The organism is Sorangium sp. So ce375 (assembly GCF_051473855.1).
GTDB lineage: Bacteria > Myxococcota_A > Polyangia > Polyangiales > Polyangiaceae > Sorangium.
Genome location: NZ_CP150335.1, coordinates 3,741,930 through 3,761,379, shown reverse-complemented (window position 1 = coordinate 3,761,379; position 19,450 = coordinate 3,741,930). Strand labels below are relative to the sequence as shown.

At 70.9% G+C, this 19,450-nt stretch carries 18 protein-coding genes; 6 read left to right on the top strand and 12 right to left on the bottom strand.

Translation table 11 applies throughout. The annotated features are described in order from the left end of the window. Positions 1-16: 16 nt before the first annotated feature. Complete coding sequence (locus tag WME90_RS14135; protein WP_437281631.1) at positions 17-880, top strand: STAS domain-containing protein; 864 nt, start codon at positions 17-19, stop codon at positions 878-880. Between the two features lie 18 nt (positions 881-898). Here WME90_RS14135 and WME90_RS14130 read toward each other — a convergent pair whose 3' ends face one another. Beyond that, the gene (locus WME90_RS14130; RefSeq protein ID WP_437281630.1) at positions 899-2,398 is read right to left on the bottom strand and encodes a M14 family metallopeptidase; all 1,500 of its coding nucleotides are present in this window, start codon (positions 2,396-2,398) and stop codon (positions 899-901) included. Between the two features lie 500 nt (positions 2,399-2,898). Between WME90_RS14130 and WME90_RS14125 the strand changes: the two genes are divergently transcribed. The 5 genes from WME90_RS14125 (at position 2,899) to WME90_RS14105 (ending at position 6,092) form a co-directional block, all read left to right on the top strand. Continuing rightward, a complete protein-coding gene (locus tag WME90_RS14125; protein WP_437281629.1) occupies positions 2,899-3,210 on the top strand; it encodes a hypothetical protein in 312 nt (103 codons plus the stop codon). 126 nt (positions 3,211-3,336) lie between these two features. Beyond that, positions 3,337-4,146: a class I SAM-dependent methyltransferase gene (locus WME90_RS14120; RefSeq protein ID WP_437281628.1), complete on the top strand. Its 810-nt coding sequence runs from the start codon at positions 3,337-3,339 to the stop codon at positions 4,144-4,146. Between the two features lie 188 nt (positions 4,147-4,334). Beyond that, the gene (locus WME90_RS14115; protein WP_437281627.1) at positions 4,335-5,012 is read left to right on the top strand and encodes a 2-hydroxychromene-2-carboxylate isomerase; all 678 of its coding nucleotides are present in this window, start codon (positions 4,335-4,337) and stop codon (positions 5,010-5,012) included. A gap of 7 nt (positions 5,013-5,019) precedes the next feature. After that, the gene (locus WME90_RS14110) at positions 5,020-5,574 is read left to right on the top strand and encodes a GNAT family N-acetyltransferase (RefSeq protein ID WP_437281626.1); all 555 of its coding nucleotides are present in this window, start codon (positions 5,020-5,022) and stop codon (positions 5,572-5,574) included. Positions 5,575-5,735: 161 nt separating this feature from the next. After that, positions 5,736-6,092: an SLOG family protein gene (locus WME90_RS14105; RefSeq protein WP_437281625.1), complete on the top strand. Its 357-nt coding sequence runs from the start codon at positions 5,736-5,738 to the stop codon at positions 6,090-6,092. Positions 6,093-6,241: 149 nt separating this feature from the next. On the opposite strand, the gene WME90_RS14100 is transcribed toward WME90_RS14105, so the two are convergent. From WME90_RS14100 to WME90_RS14050, 11 genes are all read right to left on the bottom strand, one after another. Beyond that, positions 6,242-6,775 (bottom strand): LEA type 2 family protein, encoded by a 534-nt coding sequence (locus WME90_RS14100; RefSeq protein WP_437281624.1) that lies wholly within the window; start codon positions 6,773-6,775, stop codon positions 6,242-6,244. Positions 6,776-6,944: 169 nt separating this feature from the next. Beyond that, entirely contained in the window at positions 6,945-7,370 is a 426-nt protein-coding gene (locus WME90_RS14095) for a hypothetical protein (RefSeq protein ID WP_437281623.1), read from the bottom strand. A gap of 55 nt (positions 7,371-7,425) precedes the next feature. Then, entirely contained in the window at positions 7,426-8,202 is a 777-nt protein-coding gene (locus tag WME90_RS14090; RefSeq protein ID WP_437281622.1) for a class I SAM-dependent methyltransferase, read from the bottom strand. A gap of 53 nt (positions 8,203-8,255) precedes the next feature. Then, positions 8,256-8,675 (bottom strand): hypothetical protein, encoded by a 420-nt coding sequence (locus WME90_RS14085; RefSeq protein WP_437281621.1) that lies wholly within the window; start codon positions 8,673-8,675, stop codon positions 8,256-8,258. A gap of 384 nt (positions 8,676-9,059) precedes the next feature. Continuing rightward, on the bottom strand, positions 9,060-10,490 hold the full coding sequence (locus WME90_RS14080; RefSeq protein WP_437281620.1) for a hypothetical protein: 1,431 nt from the start codon (positions 10,488-10,490) through the stop codon (positions 9,060-9,062). A gap of 127 nt (positions 10,491-10,617) precedes the next feature. Then, positions 10,618-11,901, bottom strand: coding sequence for an extracellular catalytic domain type 1 short-chain-length polyhydroxyalkanoate depolymerase (locus tag WME90_RS14075; protein ID WP_437281619.1), 1,284 nt, complete (start codon positions 11,899-11,901; stop codon positions 10,618-10,620). Between the two features lie 167 nt (positions 11,902-12,068). After that, positions 12,069-13,439 carry a glycoside hydrolase family 15 protein gene (locus tag WME90_RS14070; RefSeq protein ID WP_437281618.1) on the bottom strand — a complete coding sequence of 457 codons (1,371 nt, stop codon included), beginning with the start codon at positions 13,437-13,439 and terminating at the stop codon, positions 12,069-12,071. Positions 13,440-13,732: 293 nt separating this feature from the next. Beyond that, positions 13,733-15,226 (bottom strand): sigma 54-interacting transcriptional regulator, encoded by a 1,494-nt coding sequence (locus tag WME90_RS14065; RefSeq protein ID WP_437281617.1) that lies wholly within the window; start codon positions 15,224-15,226, stop codon positions 13,733-13,735. Further along, complete coding sequence (locus WME90_RS14060; protein WP_437281616.1) at positions 15,223-15,468, bottom strand: hypothetical protein; 246 nt, start codon at positions 15,466-15,468, stop codon at positions 15,223-15,225. The genes WME90_RS14065 and WME90_RS14060 overlap by 4 nt, the downstream gene beginning before the upstream one ends. A gap of 238 nt (positions 15,469-15,706) precedes the next feature. Further along, entirely contained in the window at positions 15,707-17,101 is a 1,395-nt protein-coding gene (locus tag WME90_RS14055; protein WP_437281615.1) for an SGNH/GDSL hydrolase family protein, read from the bottom strand. 561 nt (positions 17,102-17,662) lie between these two features. Further along, positions 17,663-18,940: a serpin family protein gene (locus WME90_RS14050; protein WP_437281614.1), complete on the bottom strand. Its 1,278-nt coding sequence runs from the start codon at positions 18,938-18,940 to the stop codon at positions 17,663-17,665. Positions 18,941-19,450: the final 510 nt, after the last annotated feature.

The window sequence follows — 19,450 nt, the reverse complement described above, 5'->3', positions numbered from 1 at the left end:
ATGGGGGGCGTGTGACATGCAGGGACGGGATCACGACGAGCTCGTCGCGGAGATCGAGCGGCTGCGCCTGCGCGTGAGCGAGCTCGAGAAGGACAAGATCCGTCGCGACGAAGGGATGAGACGGATAGAGGATTATGTACGTCTCCTTACCAGCTACACGCCGGCGGCAGTAGCGCTGTTCGACCGCGACATGCGCTACCTGCTGACGAGCAAGCGCTGGCTCGAAGACTACGGCGTTCTGCACCCGGACATCATCGGTCTCTCGCACTACGAGGTCTTCCCCGAGGTCCCGCAGCGGTGGAAGGAAATCCATCAGCGCTGTCTCTCGGGCGCGAGCGAGCGGCACGAGGAGGACCCGTTCGTGCGGGCCGACGGGCGCATCGACTGGGTGCGCTGGCAGGTCTTCCCGTGGCACGACGAGACCGGCGAGATCGGTGGCCTCATGATGTTCACCGAGGTCATCACCAAGCACAAGGAGCTCCAGGAGCGGCTGCGAGCGCAGTCCGCCACCCTTCGGGAGCTGTCGACGCCGATCATCCCGATCTGCGACGAGGTGCTGGTCCTGCCGCTCATCGGCGCGCTGGACGAGCAGCGCTCGCAGGAGCTGACGGAGGCGCTCCTCCGCAAGATCTCCGAGAAGGGAGCGCAGATATGCATCGTCGACGTCACGGGGGTCCCCGCCGTCGATACGCAGGCAGCGGGCGCGCTCGCGCGCATCGCCCAGACGGTGCGGCTGCTCGGCGCCGAGGTGGTGTTGACGGGCATCCGGCCCGAGGTTGCTCAGGCGCTTGTCGGCCTGGAGATGGAGCTCGGCGGCATCGTCACGCGCCGCGATCTGTCCCGCGGAATCGCGTTCGCGATGGCGGCCAGGAGGCTCTGACGCGCTGCCCCTCCGGGCTCATCGGACCCGCCACGCCGGGTGCTCGTCCCCGATGGCGGGCACCTCCACCAGGCCGTTCTCGACCGCCCCGTCGTCGCTCTCCGGCTCACACAGGTACACGGCTATCGCGCCGAGCGGCTGTTCGGTGTCGACCCGGGACCAGCCCTCGGGGGCCCGCCGGGCCTCTTCGCGCCACTGCACCGACACCTCGCCGACCCGGGCCGCCTCCAGGATCGCGCGGCCGCCCTCTTCGCCGAGCGACGCCACCCGGGCGACCTCGACGTCGTACACGCCCCCGGCCGGCTCGACGCGGAGCCCGTGCCGGCGCAGGGCCTCGGCGATCGCGGGAGGCACCAGGTAGGCCCGCGGTCGATCCACCACCGCGGTCCCGACGAACCGCGCGTGGTGCGGGATCCGCAGCGTGACCGGCTCGCCGTCGAACGCCCGCGGGCTGCGTGTCAGGACGTCGATCGGCGTCCCGGTCGGCTCCAGGCGGTACCGGACCGCGACGCGCTCCGGCGGCCGGGCGCTCGCGGCCACCACCTCGCGGACCGCGTCGGCGTGGGCGGCGACCCAGGAGAGGGCCTCGATCTGCCACGCCGAGGCGGTCTGGACGCGCTCCTCGAACGGGAGGTAGCTGTAGCACTCCAGCAGCAGGTCGAGGCGCCCCGTCAGCCCGCGGTAGTTCGAGCCGAACCGCGGATGGTGCGGGTACGTCATCCAGCCGAGGCCCACGGGCGCCGCCGGGTCGACCTCGCCGTCCGCGTCGAGCACGCGCTCGTCCTCGACGAAGTTGCCGTACCAGCCGCTCTCGAAGCCGCGCCGCCGGACCGCGGCGATCACGTCGGGGATCAGGCGGTCGCGCACCATCGCGATCGGCTCGGCGCGGCCGGACTCGACGGTGTGCGGCACGTCGACCGTCATTTGGAACCGGTGCACCGACCCGTTTGTCGCGTGGTTGTCGATCGTGAGATCGGGCGCCCAGGGGATGCACACGCCCTGCTGGAGCAGGCGCATCTCGGGCGCGGCCTGGCGGAGGTAGTCGCGGTTCAGGTTGATGCCCTGGCTCTGGGTGCGGGTGCCGACGACGGGACCAGGCTGCCCGGCGAGCTTCTTCAGGTCGAGGCGGCGGTTCTGCGGATCGAGCGCGTCGTTGCCATCCGCGTTGAACAGCGGCACGACGAGGAGCACGAGCGCGTCGAGCCAGTCGGGGTGGCGGCCGTCGAGCAGATCGCGGACGAGCGCGAGGCTGGCTTCCTTGCCCTCCACCTCGCCGGGATGGATCCCGTCGAGCATCAGCACCACCGGGCGTCCGGCGCGGCGGGCGTCGTCCGGGGATCGCACGCCGTCCTTGGACAGCACGAGCAGCGGCAGCTCCCGCCCACCCGGGCTGGTCCCGAAGGTGGTCACGTGCAGGCGCGGGTCGCTGCGGGCTTCGAGCCCCCGGACGAACCGCATCACGTCGGCGTGCAGGGAGGTCTCCCGGAATCCGGTGGCTTCGGCGCGGGTTAGCAGCATGGGCCCCATCTCTACCCCACCCCGCCGCCCGCAGCAGGGGGCAGCGATCGGCGACGACGACTCGCCCCGCAGGAAGAGCCCGCGCGTGCGCCACGTGTGCCGCGTGTTCGTGTGGTGGAGCGGTGGGTGTGGTGGACGAAGCGACAGGCACCTCGTCCAGCCGGGTCAGCCGGGTCAGATCGACAGGAAAGGACGCGACCCGAAAACATGGCCCGAAAACATGGAAGGCTCGGCAACCGCGTCCGTCGCGCGTTGTCTTCCCTGCACCACCGTCGCCGGCGCACGCGCTCGCGGAGCGCTCACAGAACGGATTGTCATTTTGGCAGGATGAGCCATTGTACAGGTGGCGGACGTGTCAGCTTTGGCAGAGCGGCGCCAGAAGCCCCGCGATCCATGCGCTGGTTCCAGCGGATGGCTGCTGGCACGACGCTCGCATTCGCAGGAGATGTCACAGAGACGCTGGCAGCGAGCGGGCGCTCGCGAACGAGGCAGGTAGCACCATGTTGAAGATCTTCCGGAAGTTGAATGAAGGGAGCCTCCTCCAGCGCACAATGATGCATATCGCGGTGCTCGTCGCCGGATCTGCGAGCGTCGTCGCTCTGACCAGCGTACTGCTCGTGTCGACCGCGAAGACCGTGCTGCCGCCCCACGGCGCGACCGAGGCCGGCGCCGACAAGGCGGATGACGAGCAGAGCGCGGACTCGGATGCTGATGCGAGCTCGCCTGAAGCGGCGGCGGGCGCGAGAGGCGCGCCGAAGGCGCTGGCGCAGGCGCGCGTTGCGAACCGACGCGAGGGCGCGATCGCGCGGTAATCACCGCATCACCGCATCGCAACATCACCGCATCGCCCCGCGGGCGTGAGCGCCGGCCACGGGAGCGCCGCGCCGGGGCGCACGCGGCTGGATCCGCGCGGCGCACCCGTGATAGCACCTCTGCCGATGACCCAGCCCCCGAGCCCCCTCGCCACCCCCGCCGCGTGGAATCTGGTCGCCGGCGATTACGCGACCGACGTCCTCCCGCTCTTCGAGAGATACTCCGCCGACGCGCTCCGGCTCGCCGGCCTCGCCCCGGGCGCGCGCGTGCTCGACGTGGCCGCCGGGCCAGGCACGCTGTCCCTCCTCGCCGCCGGGCAGGCGCGCGTGACCGCGGTCGATTTCGCCGCCGCGATGATCGAGCAGCTGCGCGAGCGCGCCGCGCGCGCGGGGCTCGCGGTGGACGCCCGCGTCGGCGACGGCATGGCGCTGCCCTTCGAGGACGGCTCCTTCGACGCCGCCTTCTCGATGTTCGGGCTGATCTTCTTCCCCGACCGCGACCGCGGCCTCCGCGAGCTCCTCCGGGTGCTGCGCCCCGGAGGCCGCGCCGTCGTCGCGAGCTGGACGCCGATGGACACGACACCCATCCTGGGCGAGCTCTTCGCCGCCATCCGCGCCGAGCTGCCCGGCCTGCCGTTCGGCGAGGGCAAAGCGCCGCTCGGGGATCCAGGCGAGTTCCGCGCCGAGATGGAGGCCGCGGGGTTTCGGGGGGTCTCGGTACACGAGGTGGAGCACGCCCAGGATGTGCCCTCGACCGAGGAGTTCTGGCGCACGGTCTGCCGGAGCAACGCGCCGCTGGTGCTCCTGCGGGACAAGCTCGGCGCCGAGCGCTGGGAGGCGCTCGGCGACGCGATCCTCGGCAAGCTGCGCGCGCGGTTCGGCGACGGCCCTCAGCACCTCTCGAGGACCGCCCTCCTGGGCGTCGGCTCTCGCTAGCACCAACGATGAGGCAGCCTTCCGCTGCCATAACGCCCTTCCGCAGCGCGTGGCAGCACAGGCCGAGCGTCTGATGGCGGCTGGCCGCTGGCGACGACCACCATGGTACGATCCCCTGCGCCGCGCCTGGGCTCCTCCGAGGGCCCGCGGCGCAGCGCGCAGTCCAACGAGCACCTGAGGATCCCGCGATGGCCGGCCGCGTCGACTTCTACTTCGATTACATCTCGGGCTACGCCTACTTCGCCTGGCTCAGCATCCAGGAGATCTGCGACCGCCGCGGCGCGGAGCTCGGCGTGCACCCCGTGCTCTTCGCCGGCCTGCTCGACCACTGGGGCCAGCTCGGGCCCGCCGAGATCCCGCCCAAGCGCGAGTGGGCCTACAAGGACGCCTTCCGCCACGCGCGGCTCCACGGCATCGAGCTCGCCTGTCCCAAGGTCCACCCCTTCAACCCGCTGCTCGCCCTGCGGCTGTCGCTGCGCGAGGTCGCCGGCGCGGAGCAGCGCCGGCTCGTCTCGGCCATCTTCCGGGCCGGCTGGGGGCAAGGCATCGACCTCGGCTCGCGCGACGAGCTCGCGGCCGCGCTCGATCGCGAGGGGCTCGATAGCCGCGCGCTCATCGAGCGGGCATCGGCGCCGGCCGCCAAGGAGGCGCTCCGGGAGAGCACCGCGCGCGCGGTCGGCCGGGGCGTGTTCGGCGTGCCGACGATCTTCGTGGGCGACGAGCTCTTCTGGGGGAGCGACCGCATGGATCACGTCGAGCTCGTCCTCGACGGCCGCGACCCGCTCGACCACGCCCGCGTGCGCGAGGCGCTCGATCGCCCCCGCGGGGCCGACCGGCGAAAGGTGCGCTCCGAAGGCACATGTTGAGGAAGAGATGAACATCTCCATCATTGACGCATGGCGCACCCGGGAAGCGCGTAATTTCTTCCGAAACGTCTGGCCAATGTATGTCCACGAGATCTCCGGCTTCGACACGGACTTCTACGTTCTGGACGAGGCCGGTCGATGGCAACCGGACATCGTCGACGATTGGATCTCGAGCGTGACGCCGCCCGGCAACCTGCGAGCTCCGCGGTCGGAGCAGGACCCAGCGCAGCCGTTCCAGCGAGCGCACGTCATTACAAGCGACGCCCGACCGGTCGGGTTCGCATGTGTCGGCCTGCGACCGTTCCGATACATGCCGGACGACGTCGACCTCAGCATCGCGGAGTTCTTCTTGATCCACGGGAGTCGTGGCACCGGCGCGGGCCGGCATGCGCTCCAGCTGCTGTTCCATCGGTATCCAGGGCGGTGGCACCTCAGCGCGATACACGACAACTCTCGGGCAATTCGATTCTGGACCAAGACGCTGCCTCTCCTTGGAGTGCGAGATCTCGAAACCCGGCACGAGAGCGGCGATGTCACCTGGCGGTTCGTGGCAGAGGGTTGAAGCGCGCTGGGCTGCGGCGCTCTCGAACGAACGCGACGATGCTTCGCGTCGCGGGTGATCCGATCGTTCGGCGGGCGGGCCCTGTGCCGGGAAGGCCGGGCGGGGGTGCGTACATCCTGATCTTCCGGCTCCGCGCGCTTCGAGGGTAGGATGGTGGGACGATGCGTGTGATCGTCGCCGGCGCCGTGGCGTGGACCAACATGGACGCGATCCGGCGCGAGCTGGCGAAGCTCCCGGTGGGGGCGACCGTGATCCACGGTGACTCGCCGGGCGCGGACGCCCTCGCCGGACGCGTCGCAGCCGAGCTAGGGCTCGCCGTGGAGCCGATGGCGAAGAACAAGGCGGACTATGCGAAGTACAAGCGTGGCGCCTGGAAGGGCCTCAACGAGCGGATGCTGGCGAGCGGGATAGTGCGGGTGCTTGTGTTTCATGCGGCGTTCGAAAAGAGCCGCGGGTCGGGGCACCTCGTCGGGCTGGCGAAGGCGGCTGGTGTCGAGGTGAGCGTCTTCGCGGAGTGAGGCGCGCGGAGGGCGCGCTCAGGCGATCACCGCAATTGTAGGATTAACAGTGCGCCTTCGATGGGTGCCGTGCGTAGCCCGGCCGAGGCGCGGGCCCAGCTCGCGGCAGCAGACCTCCGCCTCCCGCCGGTCCCCGGGCGTCGCGGGTGTTACCGCATGACGCCGAGGGCGGCCTCGATCTGGTTGCGGGCGACGACGCCGTGATCGTCGACCGAGTAATCGTCTGCCTCGAGCCGGAAGGTGCGCGTCGCGGTGACGTCCGCCCGGCCGCTGAAGCGGTACGGGATGACGGGAGACGAGAACGACTCGCGGAGCAGCTGGAGGCCGAGATCGACGGGGACGCTGACGGGGACGCGGACCTGGGTCGTGCGGTCGGAGGGGAGCCATACGCCGTCGCCGTCGGCGCGGAAGTCGACCGCCAGCGGGTAGCGGCCGGCGAGCACGACCTGACCGCGGACCGCGCGCACCGCGACGTCGTACGAGTTCGGGTTGTGGACGTTGACCACGATGGTCATGAGGATGCCGAGGCTCGGCGGGAAGGCGATGCGGATCCCTGTGATCTCGGCGTGGTCGAGCTGCATCGTCGGCTTGCTGACGCAGCCAGCGCCGGCGATCACCGTCAGCGCTGCGAGCGCGAGCGCGGGCAGGCGGCGCAGGGGGTTGGTCTTCCGGGGGCACGGCACGAGCGCGAGCTTAGCCGCGCTCGGGCGCGCCGTCACCTCGCCGCGTGGCGTGGCGAGCGCGGCGGCCTCCGGCGCGCTCGCGGCGGGCTGGGGCGCTCCGCTCGCGTCGGCGAGGAACGACGGCGCGCCGCGCGCCGGACGCGCGTTCGGCGGAGCGGTCGGCCGTCGGTCAGGATGAGCGCGCGGAGGAGCCGGCGGAGACGCTGTCGTGCAGCACCTCGCGTGTCCCGGCGCCGGCGAGGAGGAGCCATGTTCGGAGCGTCTTCAGGTCGTGCGTGGCCTCCACGGCGGACCGCAGCGCCGGCGGCATGAGGCCGAACCGGGTCTCATAGAGCTCGATCGTCGCCTGTGCCATCGCCAGCGCCATCCCCTCGGCGTGCCCCTGCTCGATGAACTGCTCGACGCGTTCCTTCATGGACATCACGGACTCCCCTTCCTCCCACGTCGCCGGCCCGTGCTCGGCGACCTCCGCTCGGGAGCGTAGCAGCGGATCGAGCGCGATGTCGCGCTCCGGCTTCACCTCCAGCGGCCGCCGGAGATCGTCATCGCCAGTCGGAGCGCACGTCCGCCGCCCATCGGCCGGAAAATCGCTCATGGATCGAGCGAAGCGGGCCGCTCCGAGCAACGCCGCCCGTGAGCGTACGGCCCGGTCAGCCGCCGCGTCCCCACGAGTGCACCGGGGCGAGCCGCGCTTCGAACCAGCAGAACGTCTCGCGCACCCGGAACGCACCGCCGTCGCCGTGCTGCTCGGCGAACCGCGAGAGCGCCGCGGGCTCCACGGCCTGCGGGTCGAACCGGCCGTGCGTCGTCGCCTGCCACCACGTCAGCAGCGCGTCCAGCGTGGGATAGACGTGAATTCCATGCTGCTCCTCCAGGAGGAGCAGCTGCAGGCCGGCGCCCTCGACGTGGTGCGCGAGCGCCGCGGCGTCCTCGAAGGCGAAGCCCTGCAAGATCTTCTCCCCCGTAGGGTCCGCGAGCCGCGAGAGCTCCCCGACGAGCGCGGGGAGCGACGATACGCACTGGACGAGGATGCGCCCCGCGGGGCGGAGCAGGCCGCACAACGCGCGGAGGACCGCCTGTTTGTCGCGGATCCAGTGGAACACGAAGTTCGAGAAGACGAGATCGAAGCGGCGGTCCCGGGCGACCTCGCCGAGGGCCTCGGCCGCGCCCACCTGGAACTCCAGGTTGGGCGCGCCGGCGGTGCGGCGGGCGAGCGCGATCCGCGCCTCGTCCGGATCGATCCCAAGGACGCGCCCGTCGGGGCCCACGAGCTCGGCGATCCGCTGCGTGAGGCCGCCGGTGCCGCAGCCGACGTCGAGCACGATCTCGCCCCGCCTCACGCCCGCGAACGCGATGAGGCGCTCGCCGCGCCCCTTCTGCCAGAGGCTCCCTCTCCGGTAGGCCTGCGCGACGCTGGGCGTCGTCATGGCTGGCATCGTCGCCTCGGGGTCACCGTCGACGTTCCAGGAAAGGTCGCGTGTCATCTCGCCCCCGCGTGATCGAGGCGCACGGTGACGAGGTAGCCAGAGCCGCAGACCACGTTCGCGGAGTGCGGGACGCCCGGCGGGATCCAGACGCTCGTGCTCTCGGTGAGATGGTGGACGCTGGAGCCGAGCTCGAGGCGGTACTCGAGGCCTGTGAGGTCGGGGAGGATCAGGTTGATCTCCGGGACGTCGTGCGTGTGCAGCTCGGTGTAGTCCCGGCGCGCCGCCTCGGCGCCGTCCACGCGGTGCACCGCCAGGTGCACCGGGAACCCCGCGGCGAAGAACCTACGGATACAGTCGACGTCCTGGTGGAAAGCGACCGCGGACAGCGGGCTCGGCACGTTGGCGCAGACGACCCCCTCGTCGAGCCGCTCCTCAGCAGAGATGGCCCCCGCAAGGAGGTGCCTTGTCGTCATCGGTATCGGCGCAAACATCATGATGGTCCGCTCCGTAGGACGGCGCGGCCGCGCCGCGCGCACGTGGTGGGTTGTCGCGAGCCAGCGGGCTATCAAGCAACACACGTGCCGCGTGGCGCGCCCTCGGCTGCGTGACATCCATGGACGCAGAGCAAGCGCAGAGTGGCGGGAAATCCGGCCGAATGGCGCGTGCCGCGGCGCGCCCTGGGCCGGGGGTCCGACCGCCGCGCCTGAGGAGACGCCGTGACATGTCACGCTCGAGTGCGTGACATGTCACGGTCCGACCGTGACATCGCGCGCCGCCGCGAGCGGCTCACGCCCAGCGCGGCGCCGGCCGGAGCGACGCCGCCGCCTCTCGTGCCGCCGCGGGCCGCTGGGTTCACCCTACGGAGCTGCGGCCCACTCGATCAACACACGGCCGACGCGCTCGAGATAACCCCTCTCGCGAACGACCTCTTGGTATCCCGGCACCGCGCCGACCCACTCGCGCATACGAACGTTCGGCGCATCGGTGAGATACATCGTGGGAAGCCCCATGAGCGCGGGGCCATCCATGCCGGCGGTCGTGACGCCGAGCTGGCCGGCGAGCCCGTGCGTTCGCTTCAGGTGCTCGAAGAACTGCAGCTGCGCCCGGCGCGCGTCGAGCTGCCGGAAGGTGGGGTCCTTCCAGAAGAGCGTCATGTCGACCGCGCCCTCGGGGACCCGTTCGGCTCGAAGGGCGTCGCCCGTCAACACAGGCACGAGCCCCGTGCGCCGCACGAGGTCCGTCAGCTCCAGGAGCTCGGCGAGCGTCGTGTTTCGGTGCGGGTGATGGATCCCCTCGCGGATCCAGACCAGCACCTTCTTCGGGCATGGCTCTCCCGCGCGCGCTTCCGCGAGCCTGCGATCGATCCAGCCGGTCACCGATTCCGGAATCGGCGCCTCCCCGAGAAACGCCTCGCGGAGCCTCTGCTGGGCGGAGGACGGCTCGGCCTTGAAGGCGCGTGCGACGATCTCCGTCGTCTGCTTCACAGCGCGCGGGCGCGAGCGGTACGCCTGGAGGCGATGGCTCAGGCGCGCATCGCGAAGAAACGCCTCGGCTTGCGGCGTTCCGGGCTTGCCTGGCTCTACCTGGATGGCCGCGCCTGCGAGGACGGCGGCCGCGGCGACGTACCACCCCTCGCCGAACGAGAAGCCGTTGTCCGTATGGAACGTGTACGCGTGGTTTCGCTCTTCGATGATCCTGCGCGCGGCGCGGGCGGCGGCCTCGGCCTTGTGAGCTGCCGCGCGCGCCGCGCGCGCGACCCTCGATCTCGGCGCGCCGGCCTCGAGCTCCGAGGCGTGGATCGCCGCCTCGCGGGCCGAGGCCTCGGCGCCGGTCACGATCGCTTCGACGCGCCGCCAGCCGTCGTCGCAAGCTTCGCGCGTCGGCGCGCGCTGCGCGCTCAACGAGAGCTGGCCCGCTCCGTGGAGCGCGTCTTCCGCGCGCGCCGCGTGGGCCCTCGCCAACGTCGAACGGGCGCCCATGCTCGTCGCGAGGAGCCGTTCCCTGCCAGCAGCCGGTTCATGTTCCTGGAGGGCGGCGCGCTCCTGCTCGGCGGCGGCCAGCGCGCCGTCCGCCTGCTCGATCGCGCGCTCGAGCAGGCGCCGGTGGCGCTCGCGCTGCCCCGGCGTGTGCAGCGTTGTCGCCAGGGCGAGCGCGGCGTCGAGGCTGCTTTCGGCGTCGCGCTCGAGGTGCTGCGCCGCGAGCGTCCCGGGGACGGCCACCCCCGCGCACGCCGGCCCGGGTGGCTCGGCCATCTTGGGGACCAGCGGGGTCGACGGTGCGGACGTCACGGCGTGGCCAGGATGCCCTTCCCCCCTGGGGAGCTTCAAGCCCCGCGATCGCGTGCTCGACGGGGCGAAGGCCCGGGTGCCGAGAGCGATGCCCGGCGACGCCGCCGGGGGACTCGACCTTGCCAGCTCAGGCGCGCCTGTTGCGACGCCGGCGGAGGAGCGCGACCGCGCCGAGCGCGGCAGCCGCCAGGGCTCCGAACGATCCGGAGCGAGCGCCGGCGAAGCTGCAGCCGGAGGACTCCTCGCTGTCTCCGTCTCCGGTATCGGAGCCGCCCGTCGCGACCGTGCTGCCGCCCGTCGCGGCCGCGCTGCCGCTCGAGCCCGAGGTGCCGGTCGCCCCGCTGGATGCGACCGTGGAGCCGCCGGTTGTCGCGGCCGCCGCGCCGCCCGCTCCGGGTTCGCCCGCGCCGTCACCTCCGCTGCCGGCCGTCGCTTCACCGCCGCCGTTGCCGGCGCCTCCCGCTCCACCGGTGCCTGCCGCTCCCGCTCCGCCGGTGCCCGCCGCGCTCGTGGTGGCGGGGGCGTCCTGATCGAGCGCGAAGAAGCGAACGATGTCGCCGTAGAAGCCCTGTCCGGTCAGATCGTGCCCTACCCCTTGGCCGATGTTCACCTCGAGGACGACGTCTCCCGCGTCGTTCTTGTAGGAGGTGCGGTTCCAGCCGCTCTTCGGCTTGCCGGTCTCCATGGTGCCGTCGCCCTGATCCAGGCCGAGCACGTTCGTCCATTGCTCGACCTCTTCGGCGAGGTAGCCGTAGTTCAGGGTGTTGTCGGCGGTGCCGTGAAAGAGCTGGACCTTGGGCCTCGTGCCGGTGAAGGCGAACGCGTTGCGCACGATGTCGCCCCACGCCTGAGGCGTCTTGTTCGCGGCGGCCTGATTGCAGATCCCACACTGGTTGCCGCCCATCCACGCCCCCGCCGGGACACCGGCGAGCAGCGCGCCGCCGGCGAACACGTCCGGATACGCGGCGAGCAGCACGTTGGTCATGCAAGCGCCCGAAGACGCCCCCGCGGCGAAGACGCGGGCCCGGTCGGCACCCTCCTTGTCGATTGCGTAGTTGACCATCTGAACGATGGCCGCTCGCTCCCCCGACCGCTGGGGAGTCGCGTCCCAGCAGTTCTTGCCACCGCCGACGCTCGGCGAGATGACGATGAAGCCGTGCTGGTCGGCCAGGGACTGGAACCAGCCGTGCGTCGCTCCGGAGTTGCCGCTGCAATAGTGCAGCGCGACGACGATACCCGGCGAAGCATCGACGGCGTCGGGCACATACAGATCCATGGTCGGCCCGCTGCCGCCATAGCTCACGTTGTTCTGCCACTGTGCGGCGAACGACGGGGAGACGGCGAGCAGCGTGGTCGCCAGGCTGAGGGAAGCGGAGACACTGCGGCGGTTGATGAAGAGGGGGAATTGCACGGCGCAATGATTCCCGCATCGCAGGGCTTTGATCATGCGTCGACGCACGTTTTCAGCCTGGGAAGACTTTGACGCTGAGCCTGATATCGGGAGGCGAGCACGGCGATCCGAGACGACGGATCGGCCATCGCGCGCTCCCCCGGTGAGGAGGGAGCAGGGCCCGCCGGCTACCCGTGGCTGCTTCCAGAATCGCCCACGGCGGCCTCGCGCGCCCTGACCGCGCTCCGGAACGCGGCGTAACTCCAGCTCAGATCGCTCACGCTGCACTCGTACCCGTTGTCGCGATCGAACTGCTCGCTCAGCTCGAGGCGATCGGAGTGGTAGATCACCGCCTCGAGCATCCTGTCGCCCGCGTCGATGAGCTTCGCCGCGATCTCTGGATCTGCGGGGTCGCTCACGCCCACCTGCGCGAAGAACTTCTGCGTCGTGGCGTTCACGACCGCGGTGCCCGTGGAGCTCTTGATCTTCGCCGCGAGCATGAAGTAGAGCTCCGCGAAATTGCACGTCGTGAGCGCCCACGGGTGACCGGCGTCCGGGCCGGAATCCGACAGGTTGCCGTCGTAGGTGTCCTCAGGGTACCGACCGATCAGCGGCCCCCTGCTCCCAGGCAGCTCCCGATCGGCATCGTTGATGCGGTACCGCCGGTCGCCCTCGGCGAACGCCTCGCGCACCAGCGCGGCCGTCGAGAGCAGCACCGGGTCCGTGCAGCTCGTGGATCCGTAGACGGCCGACATGACGATATCCACGTTGAGCGTCGCTCCCCTTCCATCGACGGGCCTCCCGCTCGGCCCGGTGATGGACGCGTAGTACGGCTGGCCGTCGTACGTGCCCTGGTGCGTCGCCATCTGGCTGCCCAGCCACTCCGCGGCCGCCCACATGTCGTTGATGTACGGAGAGAGCCCGAGCTCGTCGGCGCGGCTGATCAGCGAGAGGAACGCCTTTCGCTGCACGGAGCGGGCATAGAAGCTGAACCCGGCCGTCTCCTCCCAGAGGTTGTGCGTCTGCTCCTTGTAGGCCGAGAGGAGGTACCGGGTGTCCTTCTCGATGATCGACCTGGCCGTGGCGAGCGCCTGCAGCGAGAGCCGATCCTCGATGGTGAGGAGCGACAGGATGCGGTGCGCCGGACCATCCGTCTGCGAGGTCCAGTTGTCACGCACGGTGCCGTCGATGTGGAAGCACGCCAGCGCGAACCTGCTCGCTCGCTCGGCGTTCTCCTGGCACAGCGCCGAGAACGTCGTGTAATCCTCGCAGAGGCTCCGGGCGGTGAAGACCGGGTTGTCGAGCGCCTCCGGGATGCAGATCGCCGCGTCCCGGATCCAGTGGTGCACGTAGTCCTGGTCGGTCTGCCCCCTGTCGTCCGGCAGGGACGGCGACGCGAGCACACACCCCTTGATGGACCGCATCGCGCCCTTGCTGAACACCCAGGTCCCCGTCGCGAAGTTCCGCAGGAGGAGCACCTGCATGTACTTGCTGATCGCGTCGAACGACACGGACGAGACGTCGACGCTCGTGCTCAGGTAACCAAATGCATTGGCCATGAGACCCCCTCTCTCTCAGATCATTTCTAGCCCAGCACACGCGTGCGTGGGAAGCCCCTCGAGCGACGGCGGCGATCCGGTGTGGTAGGCCCTGCTCGAACGCCGTTTTGCTGCTCTGACCTTGGCACGGGCGACGAAGGCTCGCGGCCGCGTCGCCGCGCGCGGCTGCCCCCTCTGCGCGGAGTTCCCGTCGACCCCGCCCATCGACCCCGCTCCCAGGAGCCGCGCGCCGCCATCCACGGGGCCGCGCCCCTCCACGAGCGACCCCTGCGCGCGCTTCCGTCGACGGCGGCTCAGGAGCGCGGCCGAGGGATCCCGAGCCGCTGTCGCCGCTCCCACAGGGCCTTGCGGCTGATGCCGAGTCGGCGGGCGATCTCGGTCTCCGTCAGCTCGTGCTGGTGCTCGAGGACGAAGCGGCGGAAATAGCCCTCCAGAGAGTCGGACGGGGGCTCCCCCTCGTGCGCGTCCGCGGGGGGCGCGGGCGGAGGCGGCTCTGCAGGGGCGTCGAGCCCGAGCAGCTCCAGCCCGATCTCGTTCGTGTCGGCGAGCACCGTCGCGCGGTGAACGGCGTTCTCCAGCTCCCTCACATTGCCAGGCCAGGGGGCCGCCGCGATGGCGGCGCGCGCCTCCGGCGTGAGCGTGAGCGGCGCGCGGCCCATCGCCCACGCGCGCCGCCGGAGCAGCGACTCCGCGAGGCGCACCGCGTCGCCCGGCCGCTCGCGCAGCGGAGGGAGGCGGATCTCGAGGACCCGCAGCCGGAAGTAGAGGTCGCTCATGAACGACCCGTCGCGCACCATCGCCACGAGATCCCGGCGCGTCGCCGCGATGAGGCGCACGTCGACGCGCCGGGCGCGGGTCGCGCCCACGCGCCGCACCTCGCCGGTCTGGAGGAAGCGGAGGAGCCGCGCCTGGACCTTCGGCGGCAGCTCGCCGATCTCGTCGAGCAGCAGCGTCCCGCCCTCCGCGGCCTCGCAGAGCCCCGCGCGCGCCGAGATCGCGCCGGGGACGGCGCCGCGCTCGTATCCGAAGAGCTCGCCCTCGATCTGCCCCTCGGGGATGGCCGCGCAGTGGACCGGCACGAACGAGAGCTGCCGGCGCGGGCTCAGCCGGTGCACGGCGCGGGCGAGCGTCTCCTTGCCCGTGCCGCTCTCGCCGAGGACGAGCAGCGTCGCCTCGCTCGGCGCGACCTTGCGCACGCGCGCGAACACCTCCCGCATGGCCGCCGAGCCGCCGACCATGCCCTCGAGCTCGTCGTCTTCGGACGTGGGCGGCGCGGACGGCGCGGGCTCCGACGCGCGAGGCGCGGGCTCCGACGCGCGAGGCGCGGGCTCCGACGCGCGAGGCGCGGGCTCCGACGCGCGCGGCGCGGGCTCCGACACGCGCGGCGCGGGATCCGACGCGCGCGGCGCGGCGTCGGGGAGCGCGCTCCGCTCCGGCCGCGCGCCGGGGAGGTGGTGATCGACGATGGCCATGAGCTCGGCATGGTCGAACGGCTTCGAGAGGTAATCCGCGGCGCCGCGCTTCACGGCGTCCACCGCGGCCTTCACCGTGGCGTAGCTCGTCATGAGCACGACCGGCGCGCCGCCGCACCGCCCGACGAGCGCCGTGCCCGACGCGCCCGGCAGGCGCACGTCGGCCAGCACCAGATCGAACGCGCGCAGATCGTGCTCCGCCGAGGCGTCCTCGACCGACCCCGCCTCGACGACGTCGTGCCCATGTCGGGCGAGCAACCGACGGAGCTCCGCCCGGATGACGACCTCGTCCTCGACGAGCAGGATCCGGCTCACGGCGCTACCTCGATCCCTCGCCTCGCCCCGATCGCGCCCGCGTGGACGCGGCGGCGCAGCGCCTCCCGGGCGAGCAGCACGAGTTCGCGCGCCGCGCCGACGCCCTCGAGGACGGCGGCCGCGACCGTGGCCACGGCGCTCGCCGCGGAGGTGCCGCCGATGGACGGAACGAGCGTGCCCGCCACCACGAGCACGGGTGTGCAATCCGTCGCGCCGGCCTCCGCGTCGTCTCCTCCGCACATGGGACAAGGCTACTCAGGAGCGTTGCAGCTGAATACGTGAGGACGCATAGCGCAACGCGTTAACGCAAAACGACTCAGTTGTCTAGGTTACCGTTCTCGGCGCCACGCGAGGGCCGAGGCGTTTCTTCCGCCGAGGAGCGGATGGTCTTCACGGGGGGAGCGGGTGGTCTTCGCGGGGCGCGCAGGAGCTCGGAGCTCCACGCGCCCGATCGTGCTCCCCCTGCGATCGGCCTCCCCTTTATTTGGGGACGAACAGCAAGAGGTCGACGGCATTCGCGATCGCCTCCAGGCCAGTCGGGTTGAAGTGCAGCCCGTCATCCTGGAAGTCGATGTCAGCTTTCACCTTGGTAGGATCCTGGGGGTCGACGACCGCCGGCTCCACATCGATGACCGCGTCGAACTTGCCGCTGTTGCGGATCCAGGTGTTGACCGTCTGACGGGTGGCCTCGTGCGCGGCGGAGTAGTACCCGTTGCCACCGAACGGCGTGATGGGCATTCCGTAAACGGTCATCCCCTTGGCTTTGGCCTTGGTGATGAAATCGGTATAGGCCGCGATCAGACCGTCGGCGACGGGCGGCGCGCTGTCGGTGCCGATGTCGTTCACGCCGATGAAAACGACCAGCCACTTCGCGCCGCGTTGATCCAGGACGTCACGCTGGAAGCGGTCCTTTGCGGTCGGCCCGAGCCCGCCGGTCAGCACGTTGCCCCCGCCGATACCCAGGTTCAGCACGGCGACGTTCTGGGTCCCCTGATTGGACCGCAGCCGGCGAGACAGGAAGTCCGGCCAGCGGGTGTTCCCATCCGTGTCCGAGCCACGGCCATCGGTGATCGAATCACCCAGGATGACGACCGCCGCCGCCTCGGGGGCCGCCGCGACGTCGAGGCCCGTGATGTAGTACCAGTGAGCCGTGCTCACCGGCGAGGTCAGGTTCGCCGCCGAGACCCCGTTGCCCGTCTGGATATACGAGTTGGTCCGCGAGCCCGGGTGCCCGGTGATCCCGGCCGGCACGGCGCCGAACTTGATGGTCACCGCCATCTTGGTGAGGGGCTTGACGGCGAGCTTGAGAGGATCGGAGAAGACCGTCTTGCCCACCGGGATGGTCACCGAATCGGCGCCCGCAAACTTCAGGGCCTGGTCGGTCTTCACGTCGATGCCGTCAGCGGTCGTCGACTCCGCGATGTGGACCGACTCCATGGTCACCGGCCCGTCGCCGAACTCGTTCGACAGCAGCAGCCGCACCTGGCTACCGCCGATCGAGGTATAGACCACCTGGCGCAGCGTGTTGTTGGTCAGGCCCGGCGCGGGCGGGATGTTGCCGGGCTCGGTCAGCTGCGGACCGGTCGTCCACGTCCCGACCCAGTGCGCCTCCTCCGGGGCGCCGCCGCCGCCGCCGTCGCCACCCCCCACGCCCGTGGCCCCGCCGCCGCCCGTGGCCCCGCCGCCGCCCGTGGCGCCAGTTCCGCCCTCTCCGGTGCCGCCGCCGCCACCCGAGGCGTCATCCCCGCCGGCGCTCGTCGTCGAGCCGCTCGAGCTGGACGTCGTTGTGGACGAGCCGCTCGTCGTTGTGGAGTCGGTGTCATCGCCGCAGCCGGTGACAGCCAGAAACAGAAGAGCACAAAGTATTCTTCGCATGGTCCTCGACGCTCGAAAGATTGCTTGGTTCGCGATCGTTCGAATTGCCCTTCGGCGCACCGCCCCCGATCGGCAGCGCCTTGAGCGCATTCGAACTTTCGAATTTCCTTAATTTCAGCCGAGAGCGCGCCGGTTCGCTCCTGTACGCAGCGGCGCCCGGATCGAGCTCCGGATCGATCAAAGAGCACATCTGGCTCGTTGCGCTGCCCGCAGGCGGTGCCCGGAGGCGCGCGCGAGAGCGCGGGCCGATGCCATGCCCCTCACACGCGCCGTCCAGTGTGTCACACGGGGACTCGGTATACTACTCGGTTCATCGCCGGGAGAGCGCCCGAGTACCCTCGTCCGGCGACATGGCGTTACGTTTGGTAACGCCTTGATGCGCGCCCGTTACGTTCGGTAACATCCGGCGCTACGCGTCGTCGAGGTGCTTCGACCCGCGACCCGATGCCGCCGTGGGTCGCGCCGCTCGCGAGCCGGTCAGCCCGGCGCCGGCGCGTCGCTGGTCTCGGGGCCGCGAGCGCCTTCCGGTGAGCGCCCCGCGCCGCGGCGGGCCTGGAGGCCTTACTTCGACGGATCGACCACGCGACCCGCAAAGAGGATCGTGCGCTCCATCTCGTTCCGGATGAAGAAGACGAACGGTCGATCGACGCGGATCTCCGCGGGCTCGGGCGCCGCGCTCTCGCCCAGGACCACCGCGGTCGCCGCCGCGGCCTCCGTGCCGGCCTCGTTCACGTCGACGAACGCCTGGTGGACCAGGGCGCTGATGGACAGGTCTCGCGTCCCGTCGATCCCCGAGAAATCCGCGCTGGTGAACGGGGCGGTCATCCCGAGCTCCTGGAGGGGCGGGATGAGATCGAACCGGGACTCCACCCTGAATTTCGGCAGCGTGATGGTGACGTTGCGCGTCTCCCGGAAGACCAGGAGCTCGCTGAGGAGCGACGCATCGAGGCCTGCCTCGAGCTCCCCGAGGTCCGGCGGCAGGGCGAGCACCATCGTCAGGCGGCCTTCGTCGTAGGGAATCTCGACCACCTGTACCCCCTCGTTCTCGGCATATCGCATCTGCGCCGTGGTGGTCATCATCGGCACGGACACCTTGGAGCCGTCCGCCAGCGTGAAGTCGCCCGGAGCCGTGGCGCGCTCATCGAAGGGGAACATCCACGCCGCCTTGAAATAGATGGCGTTCGTCAGCACGAGCCGCGTGGTGCTCTGGAGATCGCCCTTCTGAAGAAGGTCCTTGATCCGGTCCTCGGTGCGCTCGGCCACCCAGCCGTTGATGACCTTCCGTGCGTCCTCGGTCGCGCCGGCGAAGTCGACGAGGTGCATCCCAGCCCCGTAATTCTCCGCGAGCACGTCGAGGAACGAAGGCAGGAACCGATGATCGATCTGCCCCCAGAGCGAGTTGGCGATGTTGAGCTGGAACCCCCCGCCGTCCGCCCCGTCCGCCGCCGGAACGTGGCTCGCGAGCCGCCCATTCAACCTGTTGAACGCCGGGTGCAGCCGCTCCTGCGGCAGCGTGAAGTGCAGCGTGCGCGCCATCTGGTCCTCCGTCTCCGTGCGCGCTCCCGCAAACGTCATCGCCAGCGCGCTCGACACGCTGTACGGCGAGTAGAAGAGGTTGCCTGGCTCGGCGCTGAGCTCGCGGTAGAGGTCGATCGCAAACCTCGTGTTGCCCCAGGCGAGATCATCGTGCTCGACGTCCGATACCTGCGGGTCGGAGATCCGCTGCTTCTCGGAGGCGGCGACGCACGGCGGGGCGCCTGGCTTGCTGCACCCGGACGAGGGCGGCCCTGGCTCAGGATCGGAGCCGGTGACGATGCAGCCGGCGAGTGTCAGGGACAATGGAAGGAGGGCTGAAAGGACCTGGAGTTTGCGCATGCAGCCCGGCAGAGCAGGCGATGTGCCAGCGTGGGGCGAAGGCCGTCGCCGCCCGTGGGCGCCGACTCTCCCGCTGGCCCCGGAGCACCTGGGGATGGCGACGCTCCGCTGATCAGGAGCGCCGCGGGGCGGCGGCCGCGATCGACGATGCAGAGCTGGCCCACTGTGGCGCAGCGGTGTCGGGGCAGTCGCCAGTGCCGCTGCGGGCGCAGGCGGAGAAGACCGAGAGGACGGCCGCGGACGCGGGCACCTCGGGACGACGACGCGGACGCGGAGAGCGACGGGAGAGCGACAGCGTCTTGCGCGGCCGCCGCGCCCGCCGCCCCGGGGAGCGCCGCCCCGATGTTAGGATGGGGCGCATGACCCTGCCGCACATCGACCTCGGAGCGCTCACGGCCGTCGTCGCATCGATGGACGAGCCGCGCCCGACGGAAGCGGTCCGCGCGTACCGGCGCTCCTTGCGCCTTCACGGGG